Origin of the sequence: Plectonema radiosum NIES-515, from assembly GCF_025753815.1 — a bacterium.
GTDB classification, from domain to species: Bacteria; Cyanobacteriota; Cyanobacteriia; order Cyanobacteriales; family Nostocaceae; genus Hassallia; species Hassallia radiosum_A.
Window position 1 is genome coordinate 64,848 of the sequence record NZ_JAOWRF010000211.1, and the last position, 22,644, is coordinate 87,491.

The 22,644-nt window shown below is 41.1% G+C and carries 18 protein-coding genes; 9 read left to right on the forward strand and 9 right to left on the reverse strand.

All coding sequences use genetic code 11. The features are described 5' to 3' along the window. Positions 1 to 54 precede the first annotated feature (54 nt). The 4 genes from OGM63_RS14225 to OGM63_RS14240 form a co-directional block, all read right to left on the reverse strand. Complete coding sequence (locus OGM63_RS14225; protein ID WP_263746235.1) at positions 55 to 897, reverse strand: ABC transporter permease; 843 nt, start codon at positions 895 to 897, stop codon at positions 55 to 57. A gap of 10 nt (positions 898 to 907) precedes the next feature. Continuing rightward, entirely contained in the window at positions 908 to 1,252 is a 345-nt protein-coding gene (locus OGM63_RS14230; RefSeq protein ID WP_263746236.1) for a hypothetical protein, read from the reverse strand. Positions 1,253 to 1,676: 424 nt separating this feature from the next. After that, positions 1,677 to 1,844, reverse strand: coding sequence for a hypothetical protein (locus OGM63_RS14235; protein WP_263746237.1), 168 nt, complete (start codon positions 1,842 to 1,844; stop codon positions 1,677 to 1,679). A gap of 178 nt (positions 1,845 to 2,022) precedes the next feature. Beyond that, a complete protein-coding gene (locus OGM63_RS14240; RefSeq protein WP_263746238.1) occupies positions 2,023 to 3,372 on the reverse strand; it encodes a glycosyltransferase family 4 protein in 1,350 nt (449 codons plus the stop codon). Between the two features lie 1,833 nt (positions 3,373 to 5,205). Here OGM63_RS14240 and OGM63_RS14245 point away from each other — a divergent pair. From OGM63_RS14245 to OGM63_RS14285, 9 genes are all read left to right on the forward strand, one after another. After that, a complete protein-coding gene (locus OGM63_RS14245; RefSeq protein ID WP_263746239.1) occupies positions 5,206 to 7,353 on the forward strand; it encodes a GumC family protein in 2,148 nt (715 codons plus the stop codon). Positions 7,354 to 7,511: 158 nt separating this feature from the next. Then, the gene (locus OGM63_RS14250; RefSeq protein WP_263746241.1) at positions 7,512 to 8,228 is read left to right on the forward strand and encodes a DUF305 domain-containing protein; all 717 of its coding nucleotides are present in this window, start codon (positions 7,512 to 7,514) and stop codon (positions 8,226 to 8,228) included. Between the two features lie 193 nt (positions 8,229 to 8,421). Next, positions 8,422 to 10,053, forward strand: coding sequence for an efflux RND transporter periplasmic adaptor subunit (locus OGM63_RS14255; protein WP_263746242.1), 1,632 nt, complete (start codon positions 8,422 to 8,424; stop codon positions 10,051 to 10,053). Next, a complete protein-coding gene (locus OGM63_RS14260; RefSeq protein ID WP_263746243.1) occupies positions 10,046 to 13,165 on the forward strand; it encodes an efflux RND transporter permease subunit in 3,120 nt (1,039 codons plus the stop codon). The genes OGM63_RS14255 and OGM63_RS14260 overlap by 8 nt, the downstream gene beginning before the upstream one ends. 155 nt (positions 13,166 to 13,320) lie before the next feature. Further along, positions 13,321 to 13,779, forward strand: coding sequence for a hypothetical protein (locus OGM63_RS14265; protein WP_263746244.1), 459 nt, complete (start codon positions 13,321 to 13,323; stop codon positions 13,777 to 13,779). 168 nt (positions 13,780 to 13,947) lie between these two features. Then, positions 13,948 to 14,430 carry a DUF2808 domain-containing protein gene (locus tag OGM63_RS14270; protein WP_263746245.1) on the forward strand — a complete coding sequence of 161 codons (483 nt, stop codon included), beginning with the start codon at positions 13,948 to 13,950 and terminating at the stop codon, positions 14,428 to 14,430. 15 nt (positions 14,431 to 14,445) lie between these two features. After that, positions 14,446 to 15,138: a two-component system response regulator RppA gene (gene rppA / locus OGM63_RS14275; protein WP_263746246.1), complete on the forward strand. Its 693-nt coding sequence runs from the start codon at positions 14,446 to 14,448 to the stop codon at positions 15,136 to 15,138. Beyond that, positions 15,135 to 16,529, forward strand: coding sequence for a two-component system sensor histidine kinase RppB (rppB, locus tag OGM63_RS14280; protein ID WP_263746247.1), 1,395 nt, complete (start codon positions 15,135 to 15,137; stop codon positions 16,527 to 16,529). The genes rppA and rppB overlap by 4 nt, the downstream gene beginning before the upstream one ends. A gap of 300 nt (positions 16,530 to 16,829) precedes the next feature. Continuing rightward, positions 16,830 to 17,702, forward strand: coding sequence for an S-methyl-5'-thioadenosine phosphorylase (locus OGM63_RS14285; protein ID WP_263746248.1), 873 nt, complete (start codon positions 16,830 to 16,832; stop codon positions 17,700 to 17,702). A gap of 34 nt (positions 17,703 to 17,736) precedes the next feature. Here the strand turns inward: OGM63_RS14285 and OGM63_RS14290 are convergent, their stop codons facing one another. The 5 genes from OGM63_RS14290 to sat form a co-directional block, all read right to left on the reverse strand. Beyond that, on the reverse strand, positions 17,737 to 18,384 hold the full coding sequence (locus OGM63_RS14290; RefSeq protein WP_263746249.1) for an NADPH-dependent F420 reductase: 648 nt from the start codon (positions 18,382 to 18,384) through the stop codon (positions 17,737 to 17,739). Between the two features lie 12 nt (positions 18,385 to 18,396). Then, positions 18,397 to 18,552, reverse strand: a complete 156-nt coding sequence (locus tag OGM63_RS14295) for a hypothetical protein (RefSeq protein WP_263746250.1) — start codon at positions 18,550 to 18,552, stop codon at positions 18,397 to 18,399. A 276-nt stretch (positions 18,553 to 18,828) separates the two neighbouring features. Continuing rightward, the gene (locus tag OGM63_RS14300) at positions 18,829 to 19,032 is read right to left on the reverse strand and encodes a hypothetical protein (RefSeq protein ID WP_263746251.1); all 204 of its coding nucleotides are present in this window, start codon (positions 19,030 to 19,032) and stop codon (positions 18,829 to 18,831) included. A gap of 63 nt (positions 19,033 to 19,095) precedes the next feature. Then, positions 19,096 to 21,264 carry a caspase family protein gene (locus OGM63_RS14305; RefSeq protein WP_263746252.1) on the reverse strand — a complete coding sequence of 723 codons (2,169 nt, stop codon included), beginning with the start codon at positions 21,262 to 21,264 and terminating at the stop codon, positions 19,096 to 19,098. 112 nt (positions 21,265 to 21,376) lie between these two features. Next, positions 21,377 to 22,567, reverse strand: a complete 1,191-nt coding sequence (gene sat, locus OGM63_RS14310; RefSeq protein WP_263746253.1) for a sulfate adenylyltransferase — start codon at positions 22,565 to 22,567, stop codon at positions 21,377 to 21,379. Positions 22,568 to 22,644 lie beyond the last annotated feature (77 nt).

Below are 22,644 nucleotides of genomic sequence, written 5' to 3' on the forward strand. Positions count from 1 at the left end.
GTTTGTGTAGCCCCAAACTTCTAACCTGAGATTGGTGCATTTTTCAATTCCTACCTAAATTACGTCAGCAAATGTCCGTTCCATTTTGCGGAAATACCAAATGCCAGTTATCAGTAAAAATACAACTAGTCCCACAGATAACATGAATCCAGGCAAGTAAAGTTTTGACTCACCACCTAAAATAGCCCAGCGAAAGCCATCAATTACACCCACCATTGGGTTTAAAGAATAAAGCAAACGCCATTGCTCTGGAACAAGGCTGCTAGTAAAACCTACGGGCGATATATATAAGCCAAATTGGACAATAAACGGCACAATATAGCGAAAATCTCGGTATTCTACATTTAAGGCAGCCAACCACAAACCGACTCCGATTGATGCGGCAAAGCCAATGCCGATGAATAACGGTAGTGTAAGTATGCGCCAACTCGGAACAAAGTTATACCAAGCCATCAGCCCCAACAGAATCATGCCGGAAACCATGAAGTCTACAAAGCTGACAATCACTGCACTGATGGGCACAATCAGACGCGGAAAGTAAACTTTAGAAATCAAGTTGGCATTGCTAATTAAACTGTTGCTGCACTCACTCAACGCAGTAGAAAAAAACTGCCAAGGTAGCATGGCAGCAAATACCAAAATTGGATACGGTACTCCCTGCGATGGTAATTTGGCAATATTTCCAAAGACCACGGTGAACACCACCATTGTCAAGAATGGTCGGATCAATGCCCAAGCCATGCCGATCGCTGTTTGCTTGTAACGCACCAAAATGTCACGCCAAGCAAGAAAATAGAACAGTTCCCGATAGCGCCACAGGTCTTTCCAATATTGCCGCTCGGTGCGTCCGGCTTCAATCACTAACTCGTGGTTGGAGCCGATCTCTTGATTATTCATAAATTGATGCTTAACTGACAAATTTAAAATCTTTGATGTTGTTACAACCAACTAGCCGTGAATGCCTGCGAGTGAATTCTCCTACAGAAGGGTTGCCTTGGGGATCGACTACTCCTGCTACCTGTTGCCAAAGCTCCCGTGGTGCTGCTGAAAGTTCATAGGTGCGCTCATCTAACTTGCGAACGTGATACCATTTTGTGTCTTGGCATTCTTGACACCACAAAGCTTCTAACCATTCTCCCTCTATGGTAACTGCGGTTTGGGACTTTACCAGCATCAATGCATTCCGTCGGCTCATACCGCGTTGCTGCAACTGCCCTGGTTGATCGGCAAACAACTGATATTTTTGACTCATGCTATCGAGATAGCAGTTATGAACTGGACAATATATAGCCCGTCGTTTTGAACGTTTCCGATTTCGATCACACCTTCTCTGCAATTTCGACCTCCCAATACCAATAAAAAAATACAAAAGGAAGGTTACGTTGGAGGGACTGAGATCAAAGAGACCATCAAAGCCCAACTCCTAATTTCATAACTTACTATTCAATTTTCGAGTACGCGATCGCCTCCAAAGTTTCCAGTGTCGGCATCAATTGAGAATAATCTCAATCAAGTTATCGCTCACGATTTAACAAACACAAAATCTAGCCGAGTTTTGTTCTGAAGCAGAACTTATTTACTCAATCTATATATGTAATATCTTACACTCTTTTTCGATAACAAATTTAACTCTTAATTAAATTAAATATTAAAATCAAGTGAAGCAATTTTCATGTTTATAGCAGCCGTTGAGAAAGCAAAATTTCGCCAAACCAACCATTCATGCTGGCAGGACAAGCAATTGCAATTGCTGTTACTATCTGCTCATAACTTTTATGAAACTTTATCTGTTCATCATATTTCATCATCCAATATCTAAGTTGATAGCTAGAAAATACAACCATTTTCACCTTTTCTGGAGCCAGTTCCCCATCTTATTTTTGATGGTAAGTAATTGATGAATACATAGTAATTTATATTACTTACCATTGGAAGGATATTTTGATTGGGTAACAAGAGTAATGTAAATCTTTATGTTCCCAAGATGAAGATTTCTTGTGACTACCAAATATCCTAAACAACTTACTCTCCACGGCTTTGAGATACGGTTCTCACGTCTTCAGACAATATTGCTCTTGCCAAAACATCTAAGTATTGTTTGGAGATAATTTTCGGTGTGAAATGCGATCGCAAATATTGACGTCCGGCTTTACCCATGCGTTCTCCTAGTTGGCGATCGCGACTGAGCAAGCGAATAAATTGAGCCAGACCATTACTGTCTCCATTCTCAAAGGTGCTACCACAGTCGGCTTCAGCTATGAGTTGTCTCAGGTATGAATAAGAAGAGCAAATCACTCCTATCGGTCTTCCCGATGCTAAAGCTGAGTAAAGCTTGCTTGGGGTGACTAAATTTTCTGTACACTCATCCACACTTACTAGGGACAGATCGCAAGCTGTTAGTGAGTAGGGCAACACCTGTTTGTCTTGATAGGGTAGAAACATAAAATTGCTCAACCCTAATTGATTCACTTGCGAAATCAACTCATCGCGTTTTGCTCCACCACCAATACAGACAAACTGAATTGGCTCATCTTTAAGTTGCTTTGCCGCTTCTAGGATGGTATCCATGTCATGACACCGACCCAGATTACCAGAGTAAAGCACGGTAAACTTATTAACTAGGTTGTACTTCCAAGCAAACCAGTTTTCTTGCTTGGCAATTGGCACAATCGAGTCAGGGTCTGCCCAACTGTGAATCACAGAAATCTTATCGGCTATCTGCGAACAATTTGCCGCTACCTGGAGTTTCATTGCTGGACTCAGAACGATGATCCCCTTAGCATTGCGCCAAATCTTTTTATTCAGGGCTTGCCATAATCGCGCTAGCCAGTGATGCTTAGGAATTACTCCCAGAGCGATGGCAATATCGGGATAAAGGTCATAAAGGATGCAGATATAGGGAATTTTAAACAACAAATAAGCCAGATATCCCACAAGTGGCAAAAATGGCGGAGCTGTTGTCACCAATAACACGTTGTTGCGATGTCTAGCTCTAAATAGATGCAGCGCTGCCCGCAACGTATACAAAACACCATTGACGGCTTTGCCGCGAATTCGTCCAGGCCACAGTTGAGCAGTGCGCGATCGCTGAATTCGCACTCGACCTATTCGTTCAACTGCTGGAGCAATCGAAGTCCGGAACGCATATCCTGGTTGACTTGTAAAAACTTCAATATCTATCCCAAGATACCCTAAATGTCTCACAAGTTCCTCAATCAACTGTCCTGTAGCCGCATAGTCTGGGGGAAAAAACTGAGTGATTACAGACAATTTGAGCGACTCTGGAGTTTTTAGAGAATGTTGATTCTTACTATCTAACTCTGAAGATATGGATTTCAATAATTTGATATTAATCCATTCATTAAGTCTCATCGGCTACATCCTAAACCTTGATTTGAAACGTCACTTAAATGCTCAAGCCATTAATTGACATGAGAAATTTGCCTGTGTTTATAACTGCGTACAACTTGCTTCAGGCTATGTACGAGTGCTATTTAATGGGTAAAATCCTAAGATTTAGGAAGGTAACGGCAAGCCGACCTCATAATGCAAGCGATTAATACGAAGCTAGACTGATTAGGTCTCGATTGCGATGTATTAGTCAACTGTACAAAAGTTTCCTGAAGCTCAGGGACGACATCGTATTTGCAAACTTTCTTGGTATAAAGCTTATTTACATAACCTCTACATCATTTAACTTGATAATACGCACCTATTTTGGACAGAACAACACATGAAACACACATCAGAACACACAACACAATAATAAATCTAATTAAGAACATGCAGTTGTCTACTACCGAAAGCGTAGAAGCTTAGGTAAGTCGCTCTTTGGGCTGCTAGGGAACTTTTCTCGACTTCCAAAGAGGACTATTAAGATGGTAGCCGTCACTCTAAACTGCTTTTTGGTTAAAAACTCCGAGCACACCTAGAATAAATGAGATTGTAATCATTTTACAATTATTAGTCTTGCAGGTATTTTTATTTTATTACATCTAGTTGTTGTCTGGAAAACAATGTTTCTTTTTTTTCACTCGATGTAATTTCTAACTAGAATACCATGTTTCAAATTTGCTTAGACACTTCATCAAAAATTTATATAAATAGACTTTTTTTTTACACCATCTTAATCACATTAACAATTATTTCCGTATAAATTATGAATAGCCCAAATTTAAAGGATACTTGTTACTAAGTAGCATTACATAAAATTTATTTTCATTGATAGTAGGAATATGATCTTAATTTTCTACTATTTAATATGTCAGATAAATTGTCATCCACAACTATTTAATGTATATTTTTTTACGGAAATAGCTTAAATAACTTTACCTAAAAAAATTATGCGTTTTTCAAATGTTTAGAATCTATCCCATTGATAAAACTCTTTGAATCCAAATATGAATAGTAGGAAGATCAAGAAATGCATTTAAATATACTTTTAGACGTTCACGGTCGTACAGACAGTATTTACATTGATACCAAGCAAAACAAGGTTATTGCTGGTATCAAGTGATAGATATTTTGATTGGTCTACCAATATATTTTCTTAGTTTTCCAAACTATGAATGGTATTTGGGGTCGAATCCCTCGTTTACCTAGACTCGCACGTTTTTGTTTCGAGTCATACCCCTTATCGGCAGTCAATACTTTAAGTCGTAACGAATATCTACCGCGTTTATTTCAAGGTTTTTAATTTGACTTTCGATCAGATGAGCTTTTCGATGCCCACATATCACCATGCGCTAAGTAGCACCATCGACAAGATAGTAATCAGAATGTACAACAGACTATTTAATACACGATGATATGGTGCATGAGGCATTCCTTTACACCTAAGACGTGCCTCCTCCGAAAATATATCTTCAAACAACTTTCATTTCTTCGTCACTCAGTCCTTCAAAACGTCCAGCTAGTGATGCAGCCTGATAACAGCACAACACATTACCACATTTTCATATTAATGGGATAGGTTCATTAAACTTATACTTTTAATCGGAAACTTAATAAAAGTCATAAAGAAAATCTAGTAATTCATGTCATAATATGTGTTATGTAAGGATAAGAATAAATTTGTAAGTCGTAAGCTTGCAGTAACTTATACCATAGTCACTGCATCTAAATTAAGATTTTTGGTATAGTTAAATTATGATTGCGAAAAACTTTTATAAAAATCTTTTTTGACTTGTTAGCAAGTATTCATCAATGATGGAGAATAAATCTTCTCAAGCCTCAAGTTCTGATCAAAATAAGAACTTAAGCTCTCCATTTCTTCAGGCTCAACCTTTTACGGAGTCGGAAGGACTAGGGGATGATTGGAATTTTCGTGATTTTCTGGGTATTTTACGGCGGCGATCGCTTATCATTGCAGGGGTAGCCGTGCTTGTAATGATAGCTGTTGTCAGTTCGTCACTAAGACAAAAACCAGAATATGAAGGCAATTTTCGGCTATTAGTAGAACCTCTTAATGATGACAGCAAAGTGGTGGATGTTGTCAAAGAGGCTAACGTAGACAAGTCTAGCCTAGATTACGAAAGTCAAATACAGGTTCTTAAGAGTCCTAAACTGATCGGAGACATTGTTAAGGAGTTGCAACATTTCTATCCAGAAATAAATTATAGCTCTTTGGCAAATTATCTAACTATTACTCGCTTAGGTGAAACCAAAATTATAGAAGTTCGCTATCGAAGTAGCGATGCAAATAAGATTAAAAAAGTCCTAGACACAATTGCGATAAATTACTCAAATTACAGCAAGGAAAAGCGTCAAACGAAGTTAAATAATGGGATTAAGTTTGTTGAAACACAACTACCATCCTTACAGAAACGAGTTGATGAAATTCAAAAGGATTTGCAAATTTTCCGGCAAAAATACGACTTTATCGAGCCAGACACCCAGGCACAGCAAATTGCTACTCAAGTCAATAATTTATCTGGGCAACGATTAGCAGTTAATCAGCAATTAGCACAAGCTCGTGCTAATTTAGCTGGCTTACAGGGACAAGAAGGAAAACTGGCAGCGCTGAATAATGCTACTGTGTATCAGCAGTTAATTGTTCAGGTGGGGCAATTAGAAACTCAGATTGCTGCGGAGTCAGCTCGTTTCCAGGAAAATAGCCCAAGCATCCGAACATTAAAGGATAAACGGAATAACCTGCTGCCCTTGTTAAGCCAAGAAGCACGGCGATTTTTGGATGTAAAAGTTGCAGAAGTAGCGACTCAAGTTCAAAGTTTAGAAGTGCAGAGCCAAGAGCTTGCCAAAGCCGAACAGAAACTCGAACAAAGACGCAAGCAATTGCCAGTCTTGGCACGGCAATATACAGAAATGCAGCGAAATTTGCAGGTTGCAACTGAAAGCTTGAATCGTTTTCTGACTACTCGCGAAACACTGCAAATTCAGGTGGCTCAGACAGAACTGCCTTGGCAGTTAATTCAACCCCCAACTAAACCTGAAGCTCCTATATCTGAGGATATAAAACGTAGTTTAATTACAGGATTTTTGGCGAGTCTAGCCATAGGAATTGGCATCGCCATACTAATTGAAAAGCTGGATAATACTTATCATACCGCTCTTGCTCTGAAAGAGAAAATCAAAGTGCCGTTGTTAGGAACTATTCCATTTGAAAAGCAGATCCAAAATAGTCAACATGGCACAAATAAACAAAACATTCCTATAGTAAGAGTAGCAGATTCGCTACGTCAGAGTGTTCCTGGGTTAGTCGTAATACCCGACCATAAATATAGCAATTATTCCGGAAAATTTTTAGAAGCTTTACGGGTACTTTGTACGAATATTCAACTGCTCAGTTCCGATCGCCCAATTCGCTCGATAATTATTAGTTCAGCTATGTCTGGTGACGGTAAGTCTACAGTTGCATTTCATTTAGCTCAAATAGCTACAGCAATGGGACAACGAGTACTACTTGTAGATGCCGATCTGCGACAGCCCACGATTCACACTTTATCAAATTTAAATAATCTATGGGGATTGAGTAATTTAATTTCGACAAACTTGCCAGTGGGGGAGGTGATTCGGAAAGTACCTTCGATGAAAGAATTATCTGTAATTACTTCTGGACCGATACCACCCGATCCCACCAAGTTGCTCTCCTCGGAAAAGATGAAGCGACTGATGGAAGAATTTCACAACACCTTTGACTTGGTGATATATGACGCTCCTATATTAGTTGGACTAGCTGATGCTAGCCTGATAGCACCTCATACTAATGGAATTTTGCTTGTGGTAAGGATGGACAAAACAGACAGTTCTGTTCTCAAGCGAGCTTTGGATAACTTGAAACTTTCGCGAATGAGTGTTTTAGGTGTGGTTGGGAATGCTCAGAAAAATAATTAACAAGTTGCAACCGTCGTAGAGACGTAAAGAGTGGAACGTCTCTACAATATGTGTAATTTACCAGACATATATCAGATGCATATTTATCTGAAAGAAAATTCGCTTTTTGTAAATTTTTTGCAATCCTGTTGACTCTCTAGCCGAGTGGAGAGCTGACAATGGAATCAGGAAATCAGATGAAGAAAGTTATGCAACTCGTGTCTTTGAGAAATAGGTTTTTGGCGTTAACCTTGAGTGCGATCGCCTCAACTAGCGGGTTACTTGCAGCTTGTAGTGCTGACCAAAAACAGGCTCAAACACCAAACGCTACCACTACCAATGCTAGCGACAAGCAGCAGATGCACGGAAGTGGGATGAATCACAGTATGGCAATGGATTTGGGTCCAAGGGATGCTAACTACGATTTGCGGTTCATCGACGGGATGAAACCGCACCATCAAGGAGCCATAGAAATGGCTCAGGAAGCACAGCAGAAATCAAAACGTCCGGAAATCAAAAAGCTAGCAGACGAAATCATCAAAGCGCAAAACAAAGAAATTACTCAGATGAAGCAATGGAGAACAGCTTGGTATCCCAAGGCTGGGGATAAACTAATGGCTTATGACTCTAAAATGGGTCAGATGATGGAGATGTCATCTGACCAAAAGAAAGGCATGATGATGAACATGGACTTGGGTGCGGCTGATAAAGATTTTGACTTGCGCTTTATCAATGCAATGATTCCTCACCATGAAGGTGCTGTAACAATGGCACAAGATGCGTTGAAAAACTCTCAACGTCCGGAGATTAAGAAACTCTCCCAAGAGATTATTAAATCACAAAATGCGGAAATTAACCAAATGAAGCAATGGCAAAAAACTTGGTACAACAAGTAAGCTTGATTTCATCCTGATTTCATTTCTCAATGCCAGACTGGGAGTTATCTTCTAGTAAACTATTTACTGGACAAAACTTGACATTTATTGACAAACCGCCCAAAAAAACCTGACAGATAAGCGCAATTCCAACACTTACGGAAGCGCTCCACATAGCTGATGAAATCCAGTACTCAAGGATTATTGAATCGCCATGCCTAATCTGCGTTCCCAAACAGCGATCGCAATTCGCACTAGTTCTGGCACAATCTTAAGCCTTTTTTTGCTGGCTAGTCCCGCAGCAGTTTTGGCACACGGGGGACACGGTGATGAATTTAATCAAGAAAGTGAAGCTACTCAATCTACTGGCTCGATTCAAGTTGATGCCCAAACTGCTCAACGTATAGGAATTAAAATCGAGCCAGTTAAGCGCCAGAAGCTAGCTGTAGGCATTAAAACCACCGGACAGATTGAAACTCTACCCAGTCAAAAAGTAGAAGTAACTACGCCGATTTCTGGGGCGAAAGTGGTTGAGTTGTTGGTGGAACCTGGGGCAACAGTCAAACAAAATCAACCTGTAGCCGTTTTAACTAGTCCTGACTTGGTGACGCTGCGTGTAGAATCTCAAGAAAAACTTGCTCAAGGTCAAGCTGACTTGCGCTTCAGCCAAGCTGACTTAAAGCTAGCAGAGCAAAACTACGAGCGATATCAACAAATAGCTGCTGCGGAAATCGCCCAAACACAAAGTCAAGTATCATTTGCTCAAGAGAAATATAACAAAGATAAGCAGTTAGCTGATGCTGGGGCTTTGCCAAGACGCAATGCTTTGGAATCTCAAACTCAGCTAGCATCAGCTAAAGCTGACCTCACCAAAGCTTCCAGCCGGCGAGATGTAATTGAGGCAGAAAATCAATTACAACGTGCTTCTGCCGCCGTGGAAGTAGCTAAATCGAAAATTAAACTCAGTAATAAGACGTATACAACTCGGCTGCAACAATTGGGAAACCGTGCCAATGACAAAGGACTGGTGACGGTGACGGCTCCGATTTCTGGTAAGGTTGCCGATAGGGAAGTTACTATAGGTCAATCTTTCCAGGATGCGGGGGGCAAGTTGATGACGATTGTCAATGACAGTCGAGTTTATGCCACTGCAAATATTTATGAAAAAGATTTAAATAAAGTAAAGACAGGTCAAGCAGTAAATGTCAAAGTTGCTTCATTACCTGACCGTACTTTCACTGGTAAAATTGCTGTAGTTGGGTCAGTGGTAGAAGGGGAAACGCGGACAGTACCTGTAAAAGCGGAAATAGTTAACTTCAGTGGAGTTCTCAAACCAGGGATGTTTGCAGAACTTGAAGTTTTAACTGACAAAACATCGACAGCGATCTTGGCTATTCCCAACTCGGCTGTTGTTGAAGCCAATAATAAAAAACAAGTTTACGTGCAGAATGGTGATGCTTATCAAGCAGTTGAAGTTACTTTAGGTCAAACCTCTGGGGATATGGTTGAGGTGAAGACTGGTTTATTTGAGGGAGATTCAATAGTTACCCAGCGTGCTACTCAACTTTACGCACAGTCTTTGCGGGGGGGTAGCAAGTCGCAAGAACATGAAGACAAGGAAGCGATCGCACAACCAACGCAAGTCAAAATGCCCAACTTACCAATACCGCTATGGCTAATTGGAGTTGGGGGAGGTGCTGCGTTAGCGAGTGTAGCTTTTGTAGCTGGGAGATTTTCGTTGAGTAAGGGCAGAAAAGAACTTGATGATGTAACGTCACAAAACACTTGGGATGATAATCATCACGTTTTGCAATCGAAAGTTAAAAAATTAAGTCAAGATGCTTAATTCAATTGTGAAGTGGGCGATCGCTCAACGGTGGCTAGTCGTCATCGCTTCGATTATCATCAGTCTGTGGGGATTTCGCGTTCTCACACAAATGCCACTAGACGTTTTTCCTAATTTTGCACCCCCACAAGTAGAAATTCAAACTGAAGCACCAGGACTCGCACCAGAGGAAGTCGAATCTCTCGTCACTCGACCGATAGAAAGTGCGATCAACGGTACTCCCGGTGTGGAAACGGTGCGTTCCTCTTCTGCGGTGGGGATATCTGTTGTCAAAGTTATTTTTAACTGGAATACAGAAATTATTCTGGCTCGTCAATTAGTAACTGAACGATTGCAACAAGCTCAAAGTCAACTACCGAAAGGAGTAGAATCGCCACAAATTTCTCCTACTAGTTCTCCTTTGGGTGCTGTTATTAAATACGCTTTTACCTCGGAAACTACTTCTTTAATGGAAGTGCGTCGGATTATTGACTGGCAAGTTAAAAATAGACTTTTAGCGGTTCCAGGTGTTAGTCAAATCGTCATATTTGGTGGAGATGTCCGTCAATATCAAGTTCTCGCAGATCCAAATAAATTAAAAGCCTTTAATGTATCTTTAAAAGAAGTTACTGAAGCTACCGAAAAAGCAAACGTGAATGCTCCTGGGGGATTTTTAATCAATCCAGACCAAGAACTTTTAGTTAGGGCAATTGGGCGAATTGAGTCTATTGACGAATTGAAGCAATCAGCAATTACTGCTCGAAATGGCACACCAGTGCTACTAGGTCAAGTTGCTGATGTGAAAATTGGTGCGGAACTTAAACGCGGTGATGCAACTTTAAATGGCAAGAAAGCGATTGTTGTGGTAGTTAATAAACAACCTCAAGCTGACACGCCAACTGTTACCCGCGCAGTTGAAACGGCAATGTCAGAAATTAAAGGTGGCTTGCCTAAAGATGTCAAAGTTACTGTTACCTTTCGTCAAGAAAGTTTTATTGAAGCTTCGCTGAAAAATGTAGAAGATTCGCTGCGTGATGGCATTATTATTGTCTCTGTTGTTTTGATTTTGTTTTTGATGAATTGGCGGACAGTTATTATTAGTCTGAGCGCAATTCCTCTATCTCTACTTTTAGGGATGATAATTTTAAATTGGACGGGACAAGGTATTAATACGATGACCTTGGGTGGATTAGCTGTTGCTATTGGTTCGGTGGTAGATGATGCAATTGTGGATATGGAAAATGTCTACCGTCGGTTACGAGAAAATCAGCAAGCAAAAACACCAATTAATCCATTACAAGTTGTATTTAATGGGTCAGTTGAGGTGCGGGTTAGCGTACTTTTTTCAACAGTAATTATTGCTGTTGTCTTTGCACCAATTTTTGCTCTTTCGGGTGTGGAAGGTCGTATTTTTACGCCGATGGGTGTATCTTATTTGCTTTCAATTGTAGCTTCAACTTTGGTCGCACTAACGCTGACTCCTGCGCTGTGTGCGCTGTTGTTGGTAAATCGTCGTTTACCAAATGATGAAACTTGGTTAGCGCGATTTTCACATAAAATATATCGTCCAGCTTTAATGTTTTCTATTCGTCGTCCGCAGATTATCTTAATTGCTGCTACGGCTAGTTTTATCGCTTCAATGTTGATTTTGCCATCCTTGGGACGAGTATTTTTACCAGAGTTTCAAGAAAGTTCACTTGTCATCTCTACTTCTCTTTATCCAGGACAATCTTTAGAAGCAACTAATACAGCAGATTTAGCGATTCAAGATGCTTTGAAGAATGATAAACGATTTGCAGCCTTACAGTTACGTTCCGGACGTGCTCCTGGTGATAGTGATGTCGGTGGTGTCAACTTTGGGGAACTAGATGTAGAGTTGAGTCAGTTGGGAATAAAAGACAGGAAAGCAAGTATTGAAACGCTACGGCAAGAATTTGCGAAAATACCGGGTGTAGCGGCAAATATAGGTGGTTTTATTTCTCATAGATTGGATGAAGTGTTGTCAGGAGTAAGGAGTGCGATCGCTGTCAAAATCTTCGGTTCCGACTTAGAACAACTCCGCATTATTGGGAAGCAAGTTGAATCGGTGATGAGCAACATTCCTGGAGTTGTAGATTTGCAATTAGAACCCCAAGTTCCTATCAAACAAGTACAAATTAAGTTTGACCGACTTGCTGCTTCTCGTTATGGTTTGGCTGTTGGTGATTTAGCTGAAATTATTGAAACTGCTCTCAATGGAAGAGTAGTTTCTCAAGTCTTAGAACAGCAGCAAGTGTTTGATTTGGTTGTTTGGTTAAACGAGAGCGATCGCCAAAATTTACAAATTATCAGCAACTTGTTAATTGATGTCCCCAACAATCAAAAAATTCCCTTAGCTCAAGTTGCACAAGTTGACTATGGTACTGGTCCGAATACAATTAACCGCGAAAATGTTTCTCGTTTAATTGTTGTCTCAGCAAATGTCAACGGACAAGATTTAGGTTCTGTTATCACTAATATTAGAAATCAAGTTAAACAAAATGTACAATTACCTTCTGGATATTACATTCAATATAGTGGTCAATTTCAAGCGCAAGAACAAGCCACACAAACTTTAATTTTCGCTGGAAGTTTAGCATTGATTGCCATCACAATCTTAATTTACTTTGCTGTAAAATCAATTCCAGCAACTTTGATGATTATGATTAATTTACCTTTAGCATTAATTGGTGGTGTCATTTCTGTAGCTTTGAGTGGGGGTGTAATTTCTGTTGCTTCGATGGTGGGATTTATTACCCTTTTTGGTGTAGCTACTCGCAATGGTTTGCTATTAGTTGATAACTATAATCATAAGTTAGCGACTGGTATGGCTTTACAGAAAGTTTTACTTGAAGGTTCAATGGAACGATTAGTTGCTATTTTAATGACCGCTTTTACATCAGCTTTGGGAATGATGCCTTTGGTAATTGGGACTGGTGCAGGTAAAGAAATTTTGCAACCTTTAGCGGTGGTTGTATTGGGAGGATTATTTACCTCTACAGCATTAACTTTGTTAGTTCTTCCCGCTTTGTATTCTCAATTTGCGAGGTTTCTAGTTTCTCCAAATTCCCAAGAAATCAAAAACATGAAAGTTGTCGAAAGTACATTTTCATAATTTTTTTACTTGTTTATCTCAATTATTAATTATTCACAGTATGAGTGAATACCGTTCAGTTAAGAGCGTAGAGACGCGAAATTTCGCGTCTCTACAGGTCTAAAATTACTACCAAAAATCCTTAACACCAAGTGTATTGCAGTAGGAGTAAAGCAATGAAATCGATAAAATCAAGCTTGATTGTTCTCGGAAGTGTCGGACTACTTTTCTTAGGAGCTTGTAGTAACAATAATCAAACAGCTAAGACAGAAAATAGTCCATCTTCTTCTTCACCTATTGCGAAAACAGGGGGACATGGTGAATCTCATGGGGGACAAGTTGTAGAGACGGGAGCCTATCATTTAGAGTTTGTTCCTGAGAAAGAAGCTAATGGAACACATCTGGATTTTTATTTACAAAAAGGAGACAATCACGAGGCAATTCCTAACGCGAAAGTAACCGCTCAAGTTCAACTACCTGATGGAACTCAAAAAAGTTTAAATCTGAAATACGATAATGAAGGCAAACATTATACAGCTTTGCTTCCTGTAAATGCCACTGGTCAATATCAAGTCAAAGTTACTTCTGATGTTGACGGTAAAAAATTAGATGGACGTTTTAATTTCAACAAGTAAATTGTCAGTGATGCATTAGACATCTCCAAAAATGAACTATGCGTTGTCCACAACCCTTGTAGAGACGCGAAATTTCGCGTCTCTACATTGTTTTCCAACAGATGTCTATTCAGTAATAACAAATTTATTCATCAACCAGAAATCTTTTGAATACATGGTAAACTCAACATGAAAAAAACACTAATCTACTCTGCTGCATTAGCAATTACTACATTATTGCTTTCTTCTAACTACGCAAGTGCAAGAAATAATAATGGTAGTGTCACCCATATTGATGGAAACGTGCAATTTCCCCTTACACGCTGGCAGATTGTCAGACATACTTTCCGGATACATGTCCCGAAAAATAGCAAGGCTCTTACCGAGCTAATTATCAATATTCCAGATAATATAACTTTGAGTAATGACATCAAGAATATTGATGTTGTAGATGAAAAGGAGCATAAAATCAACACTAATGTTTCTATCAACGGGAGAACAATCTTATTAGCTTTCCCCGAAGCCGTTGCTCCTAATACTAAGTTTTATATTGAACTAAAGAATGTCAAAAGACCAACTATTAGTAGGAATTCTATCTACCACTTATCGGTTAAAATCGTTGGCAGCGATGCAGAAATTACCATAGGTGTAGCTCAGTTTCACACATATTAATTATGGGTAATTTTTATGAGGGTGCTATTAGTCGAAGATGAACCAGATTTAGGTGCTGCTATTAAGCGAACTCTTACCCAGCACAAGTATTTGGTAGATTGGGTTTTAGATGGTAATGAAGCATGGGCATATTTAGATAATAGCTGGACGCAATATACGGTAGCTATTCTCGATTGGATGCTTCCGGGAATCTCAGGTTTAGAATTGTGCAAACAGTTACGTCAAAATAAAAATCCTCTACCTGTGTTAATGTTGACGGCAAAAGACACAATGGAAGATAAAGTTGCTGGTTTGGATGCAGGTGCTGATGATTATTTGGTTAAGCCATTTGGAATGGCTGAATTATTAGCGCGGTTGCGTGCTTTGCAAAGGCGATCGCCTCAATTTCAACCCCAACAACTTTCTGTTGGCAACCTCACTTTAGATTACGGCAACAGTACGGTCAGTCACAATTTTCAGGCTGATAAACAGGTTATTCTCTTAACTAATAAAGAATTTCAGCTATTAGAATACTTTATGAAACATCCAAATCAAATTGTCACAAGTGAACAGATTCGTTATCAGCTTTGGGAAGTAAGTTCAGAAACTATGAGTAATGTAGTGGCAGCACAAATGCGCTTGCTGCGTCGCAAATTAACTAATAGTGGTTGTGCGAACTTGATCGAAACTTTGCATGGCTTAGGATATCGTCTCAATCTCACGCCATGAATCAAAATAAGCTGTTTAATTTGACCCGCATTCGTTTAGCATTGTCATATGCAATGGTCATGGGTGTGATTTTAAGTTTGTGCGGATTTGGTGTCTATAAAGCAGTATTTCATGCCCATTGGGTAACATTAGACCAAGAAGTAGAATCTGTTGCGGGAACTTTACACGATAGTATTGAACTGAAACTAAAGCAACCTGGACGCATAGAAACAGTCATAGAAGAGCTTTTACCAAATATTTGCGTAGTTGCAGACAAATGCATTCAAGAACAATCAAATCCCAAACGTCATACTCTTACTGCCATTAATCAAGGCTATTATTATGTGCGTTTTTTTGATAATTCCGGACGCTTGATTGCGATCGCAGGGGGAGCACAAAAACTGTCTCCTGTTTTGAATAAAAAACTTTGGCAAACTCTCAAAGATAGCCAGGGCAAGTCATACCACCAAATTTCTTTTGTGCTGCACACCCAAGATAATCGCAATTGGGGATACATCCAAGTCGGGCGAAGTCTGGAAGATTTTAATAGTTATTTAGATGCGGTAAAATTGATTTTAGCATTGGGATTGCCATTAGCAATGGGTTTGGTTGCTGTTGCTAGTTGGTGGTTAGCAGGATTAGCGATGCAACCGATTTACCAATCTTACAGACAGATTCAACAGTTTACAGCGGATGCCGCACATGAATTGCGAACACCTTTAGCAGCGACACAAGCAACGGTGGAATCAGCACTTTTAATGCCGCAACTAGATGAAGCAGAAGCGCGGGATATTTTACAAACTCTACAGCGTCAGAATTTGCGACTGATTACCCTAGTTTCAGATTTGCTGCTGTTAGCTCGTTTGGATAAACAACCGACGCTGCGACAGGAATGTTGCTTGAATGAAATTGTCAGCGATTTAATTGAGGAATTTGCCGCAATGGCGTATACTGCCAAAGTGACGCTGACATCTTCTATAGGAGTGGATGAACCTATAAATATTATCAGCAATTGCGATCAGCTTTATCGTTTAATTTCTAACTTAATTGTGAATGCAATTCAATATACACCAACTGGGGGGAAAGTCACTGTTGTTTTAGATCGCAGTGAGAATTATGCTGTGATTCAAGTTGAAGATAATGGTATTGGGATTGCACAACAAGAGATACCGCGAATTTTTGATCGCTTCTATCGAGTCAATAGCGATCGCTCTCGTAGCAGTGGTGGTTCTGGATTAGGTTTAGCGATGGCAAGAGCGATCGTTCAAGCACACCAAGGCAACTTTAACGTACAAAGCGAATTAGGTAAAGGTAGCACTTTTACCGTTCAATTACCTTTCGATGTCGCTCCACTTGACAGCATTCGTTCTCAATTTAAATCGTTGTATCCTAGCAAATCTAAATTTCAGTAAAATTTTAAACGTAGTAAGCGGTTTACCGCTTAAAACCGAAGCTTTGAGCGGTAAACCGCTCACTACGAAGTAGGAGAGTATTTTAGGTTTAATTTTGCCTACTTACTTCCAAAAGAAGAATAACTCTTGACTTTTGACCAATAGACCTCTGGGAAAATTAAATATGCGTTGTCCAAAACCCCAAGAGACGTAGCACAGAATCGTCACAATAATTGTTTTCCACGACGTTTGTCTAATAACCAATGACCAATTCCTAGTAAAATAACTTGGCATTGCCTTTACATCTAGAGGTTAAGAATCATGGCTCAAGCGAAGATTGGGATTATTGGTGGCAGCGGTTTATACAAAATGGATGCGCTTAAAGATGTAGAGGAGGTGCATGTTGAAACACCGTTTGGTTCACCTTCTGATGCTTTGATTTTGGGAACTTTGTCCGGGACGCAGGTAGCTTTTTTAGCGCGTCACGGTCGCAATCATACGCTTTTGCCTTCGGAGTTGCCGTTTCGTGCGAATATCTATGCCATGAAGCAATTGGGTGTGGAGTATTTAATTTCGGCTAGTGCGGTGGGTTCGTTGAAGGAAGAAGCTAAACCACTGGATATGGTGGTTCCGGATCAGTTTATTGATCGAACCAAAAATCGGGTTTCGACTTTCTTCGGGGAAGGAATTGTCGCTCATATTGCTTTTGGCGATCCGATTTGTGGTAATTTAGCTGGAGTTTTGGGGGATGCGATCGCTTCTCTCAATTTACCAGATGTAAATCTCCATCGCGGTGGTACTTACGTGTGTATGGAAGGACCAGCATTTTCAACTAAGGCAGAATCGCATCTTTACCGCAGTTGGGGTGCGACGGTAATCGGGATGACGAATTTACCAGAAGCGAAGTTAGCAAAGGAAGCAGAAATCGCTTATGCAACTTTGGCGTTAGTAACAGATTATGATTGTTGGCACTCAGATCACGATAGTGTGACGGTGGAAATGGTGATTGCAAATTTACAGCGGAATGCGGTAAATGCTCAAAAGGTGATTCAAGAAACTGTCCGACGGGTGAGTGAAAATCCGCCGTCATCTGATGCTCATTCAGCCTTGAAGTATGCGATTTTGACTAATTTGGAAAAAGTGCCGACGGCAACAAAACAGAAGCTAGGATTGCTGTTGCAGAAGTATTTTTAGACACGAACTGATGAGGGTTATGACGTTGAAAGCACTACCGTCCTAACGCTTTGAGTCCAAGATTCGGGAATAGCTGACTGGCGACGGCAAACTGCACCCATGCGGTTGCCAGTGTCTCTAAAGAGCGGGCGGTTATCAGTTTCCCAGCATCTATAGCGTCGTACCCACACTCCGAAATCAAGCCTGCAACGATCGCTTTTGCGTCGGCATCATCCCCACAGTAAAAGATGCTGGGACGGTCATCGCCGAACTGTCTGGAGTCTGAAGCAATGATTTCGGCAAAGGTCGTATTAAACGCTTCGACCACCTTTGCTTTCGGTGCCAGTTGTTGAATCGTTTCAGCAACCGAAATTTTTAAATCAGTTGCCAAGCCAATCGTTTGACCCGTAAAGTCAGGTTGCAAGGCACTGACACAGGTGATGATAATTTTGCCGTCTAGAGAACCTGTGGTACGGAACACTTCCTCTAAGCTAGGTGCCCACACTGCCAGCACGATCACATCGCTTTCTGCAACCGCTACTTCAGGTGTCCCAACTTTTGCGGTTTTGCCTGCGGACGCGGCAAGTTGGTGGAGCTTACTTTCATCTCTAGAATAAGAAAAGATGATTTGATGTCCGGCTTTTGCCCAGATTTTGCCCAAGCCCCCACCCATATTACCAGAACCAATGATACCAATGTTCATATTTTTTATACTCTAAATTACAGCACAAGCAGTTAACACGCTTCTTGTTGCAATCACCGCGATCGCACTCACAATTGGTGCATACCGCTGCAACGGTTGAAGCGATGGCAAATCACCCAGCCATTGATGGGCATAAACGACGGCAAGTCCAATTGCAGTTATTGACATCTCCCCCGGCTGGAAGCACGGGGGATTCGCGCGCGATGTTGCTACGGGTCTAAAAGACCACTTTGCAACGTTACAATATGATTTATTTAATTGCGTAAACAAATCAATTTGTTGTGGCACTGTCAAAATGCCCTACCCACCTCGACTAGGTTTAGTCCTAGCTGTATGGCTACTTAAAAGTTTAAGTGCGTAAATATGTTTTTTGTTATGGAGTTTTTCATCCTATATGTATGTACGCACTTTGATTTTATCAAAAATGTCTAATAAATTAGACAATTAGCTTTCATCCCCCGGCTGGAAGCCGGAGGTTCTCAGCATAAGTAGGATAGAACTGCAAACCCAAAACTGAAGGCACTGACCAACATTAAACCATAAATCGTGTGATGGAGCGCGATCGCACGCTCGCAACAACACAAGTGCTGAGGCACAAGGAACTAAACCACCTGCAATTCCTAAGGTTAGCAGGTTGTAGGTACTCAATAACTTTCTACCCCTAACTTTAGTACAGACGTTCCTCAGGAACGTCTCTACAACTCCTAATTATTAAACTACCTGAAAAATAAAGCTGAGGCTTGCCCAATTATTTACATTTAAGGCGTAAAAATCGGTACTTTGGCTGGTTGTCTCCCTCGCTGCGCTTGCGTTGTGTAAGTCAAGGAGAAGGGCTTGGGCTACTTCTAAGGGTTTGGACAATTCGATAATGGGTTGTTTATCTGCGGTGGAATATTTCGCAGATTTAAGGGCAGTGAGGGTTTGGGTGAAGGGTGCGGTGCTAAAAATTATTTGGTGTTCGCATTCGTCAGCGGAACCGGGAATTACCCATTCGGAATTAGTGGCACTTTTTGGTAAGGTGATAATTTCACCAGGAGCGATGACGACTTCTTTTAGGGGTGGTTTGGTTTCGGCATTAGGTTCTTGGCTGCTTTGCGTCGGGTAAAATGCGATCGCACTTCTACTACTATTTAATCCTAGTAGCATGAAATATATCGGGCGATCGCTCAAATTTTCCACGCGGTACTGGATCCTGCTACCTATCGGTACGGTGGGAACATATCCGGCTTCCCGAATCAGTAATTTCTGATTCAATTGTCCTGTCACTCGCACTGTCTCGCGTTGCATGACAAAGCGGGGTGTAATACCGCTAATTATCTCTAAACTAGCTTTGAGTGCCAAGCGAGAAGAACCTTCGTTTTCTGTCAGTCGCCATAATTTCGCTGCTAGCAAAGTTTGCAATCTTCCCCCTAAGCGTTGTACTGCGACTTTAGCCGCTTCTCCCTCAACGCCGGCGGTGTTGGGAATCAATTCGCCTGTCAGAGAAAATAAACCGTAGCGACTGGGAGATGCTGGTGAATCAGAAAGTTTTGTTTCTGGTAATTTGCCAAATAGATAATCGGCTGGTTGTTCTCCCGCAGTTACACTAGACACGTGAGAAATCGTCGCAAAACCACTGGTAGCATCTACGCGTTCAATTCTTTCTAGTTTAGTACTCAGAGCAACGCTTAAGTTAATATTTTTGGGTAAAACTCGCTCTTGTTCTTGGACTAATTGCCCGACTTTTAAAGGAGTTGCAGTTTCAATTAGGTCGGAGATTTGCGCTTTTGCGGTTAATCCGTTACGCGATCGCAATACAATTTGTATATTCGCATTCTCGCTGACTAAACTTAGTCGCGAATTTACTCCGTAATACTCCAGCACTTGTGGAGGTATTCCGGCTAACCACACTTGAGCCGTTTTGCCCTCTTCTTCTGTTGCTATCACTACCCCTTCTGCACCAATGATGCTTTCTCTAAGAAAAAGATCGCTAACTAATGTAGATTGATTTTTTTTGCTATTTAATAATGCTGGTTGCTGTTTACCACCGAGTTGGCGCATAGAATTTCCCACCCGCGACAAAGTGTGAATAATTGTCGTTGCTGGGGTTGCTTCCCACAAATACTGCGTCAAAGCGTAGGTAAATAATCCAGCGCTGAAACCAGATAATAGTATTTCCTTCGCCAACTCTTGAGGATTAGAGGTGGCAGATAGCAGTAGCGGTGGGGTTACATCGCCCACACTTTTGCTTTGAAGTTGTTTTTGGAATTCGAGTTCTCCGGCTGCTAGTTCAGCCTCTGCTGGCATTTGATAGGCGCGAATTCGCGATGCTGTTGAAGGAGTGATTAATGGCGCATGATAGCTCGTATCGAGGATTGCTGTTACTCGTGCACTCAGCGATCGCCACAATAACATCAATGTTTCTTCTAATAAACAACAATTGACTATTTTGTTCTTTTCTGATATGTAAGTCCCATCAAAGGGAATGAGAGTGTTTACCAAGGATTCTTCTGCTGCGTTTAATTTAATCCGGCTGCCATAACCGCTAAAGTGGAAGACAACCACATCCGATGGTTTTGCATCCACAAGATGATTTAAAACAGCATTTTCAATCGCAACTCTTGTCGCTTGTTCATCAGTCAAAGTCAAAATATCTGACTCTTGAAAGCCAAAGCGGTAAATCAAAAGTTCCTTTTGCAGTTCGACATCAGTTAAACAGCCACCAAGTGCTAAATTTTGGGGATATTTATTGATACCTATCAATAATGCCAGTTTCCGCGGGCTGGGTTGTGCCAAAGCTTGGTAATAGCGATTACTTAAGGACAACCACCCAGCCTCAGTCACTCCCAACGCCGCCAGTATAAAGCCAATCCGTTGTAAAAACGTTCGTCGCTTCATCATTAGTTATCAACCTACCCTACTAGGAGCCACTTCGGGTCTAAGGAACATTAGCTATCAGCTTAAAGGGCTGAAGTGTGTAGGGTAAAGAAAAACTTGTACTTGTTTAAGTTTACTAGATGTGCATATACCAGCTATCTTCTACGCGCATTGCCCGGGTCAACTCTGCTGCTACTTCCGGACGAGAGAATTCTGGTGGAGGTGATTCACCTCGACGCAGCATTTCGCGTACTTTTGTTCCCGACAAGTGAATGCGTTCTTCTGGTTTGCTGGGACTGGTTTTCGTCGTCGCCATTTGCTTGGTGCGGGTACAATAGAAAGCGTGTTCAAACTTCATTGGCACAATCCCTAATTCACCAGGATCAAACTCATCGAAGATATGTTGAGCGTCGTATGTGCCGTAATAGTTACCCACGCCAGCATGATCCCGTCCGACGATAAAGTGAGTACAGCCGTAGTTTTTGCGGACTAAAGCATGAAAAATCGCTTCCCGTGGACCTGCATAACGCATTGCTGCGGGATTGATTGCTAAAGTGACGCGATCGCGCGGATAATAATGTTCCAGCAAAATTTCATAACAGCGCATCCGCACATCAGCTGCGATGTCATCATCTTTCGTCGCTCCCACCAAAGGATGCAAAAATAAAGCATCCACTGTTTCTAAAGCGCATTTTTGGATATATTCATGAGCACGGTGGATCGGGTTGCGAGTTTGGAAACCAACAATCGTTTTCCAGCCATTGACTTTGAACATCTCTCGTGATTCGGCTGGATCGATTTGGTAGGTGGGAAACTGGGAATGGGGTTTGCGTTGCAATAGCCAGATGTCGCCGGCAAGATTTACAGAACCTTGCTTATATAGTACTTGCACCCCTGGATGGTTGACATCATCGGTGCGGTAGACATTAATTGCTTCGCGCTTTTTGTCGTAGCGATACTTTGAAGTGAGTTGCAAAACCCCGATAAACTCACCTATGGAGTTATCCAACCGAATCAAGTTGCCTTCGGTAAGAGGGGAAGCAATTTCTTCTGTTACCGACAGTGTAATCGGAATTGACCACGGCAAACCGTTGGCAAGACGCATTTGGCTGACAACGCGATCGTAGTCCTCTTGATTCATAAAACCCGTCAGAGGGCTAAAACCGCCGATCGCGATCATTTCTAAATCAGAAACAGCTCGCTCATCTAGTTGCACTTGCGGCAAAACATCAGCTTTGGAGAGAAATTCCTCTCTTTGCTCTGCGGTAGCGATGCGATTCACTAACTGTCCACCGTGGGGAGCAATGGTATCTGGATGGTAACTCAACGTAACCCCTTCTTTGCAACGTAATTATTTTCAACTCATGTACTAACTTATCAAAATGCTGGTACGTAGAGAAAAAA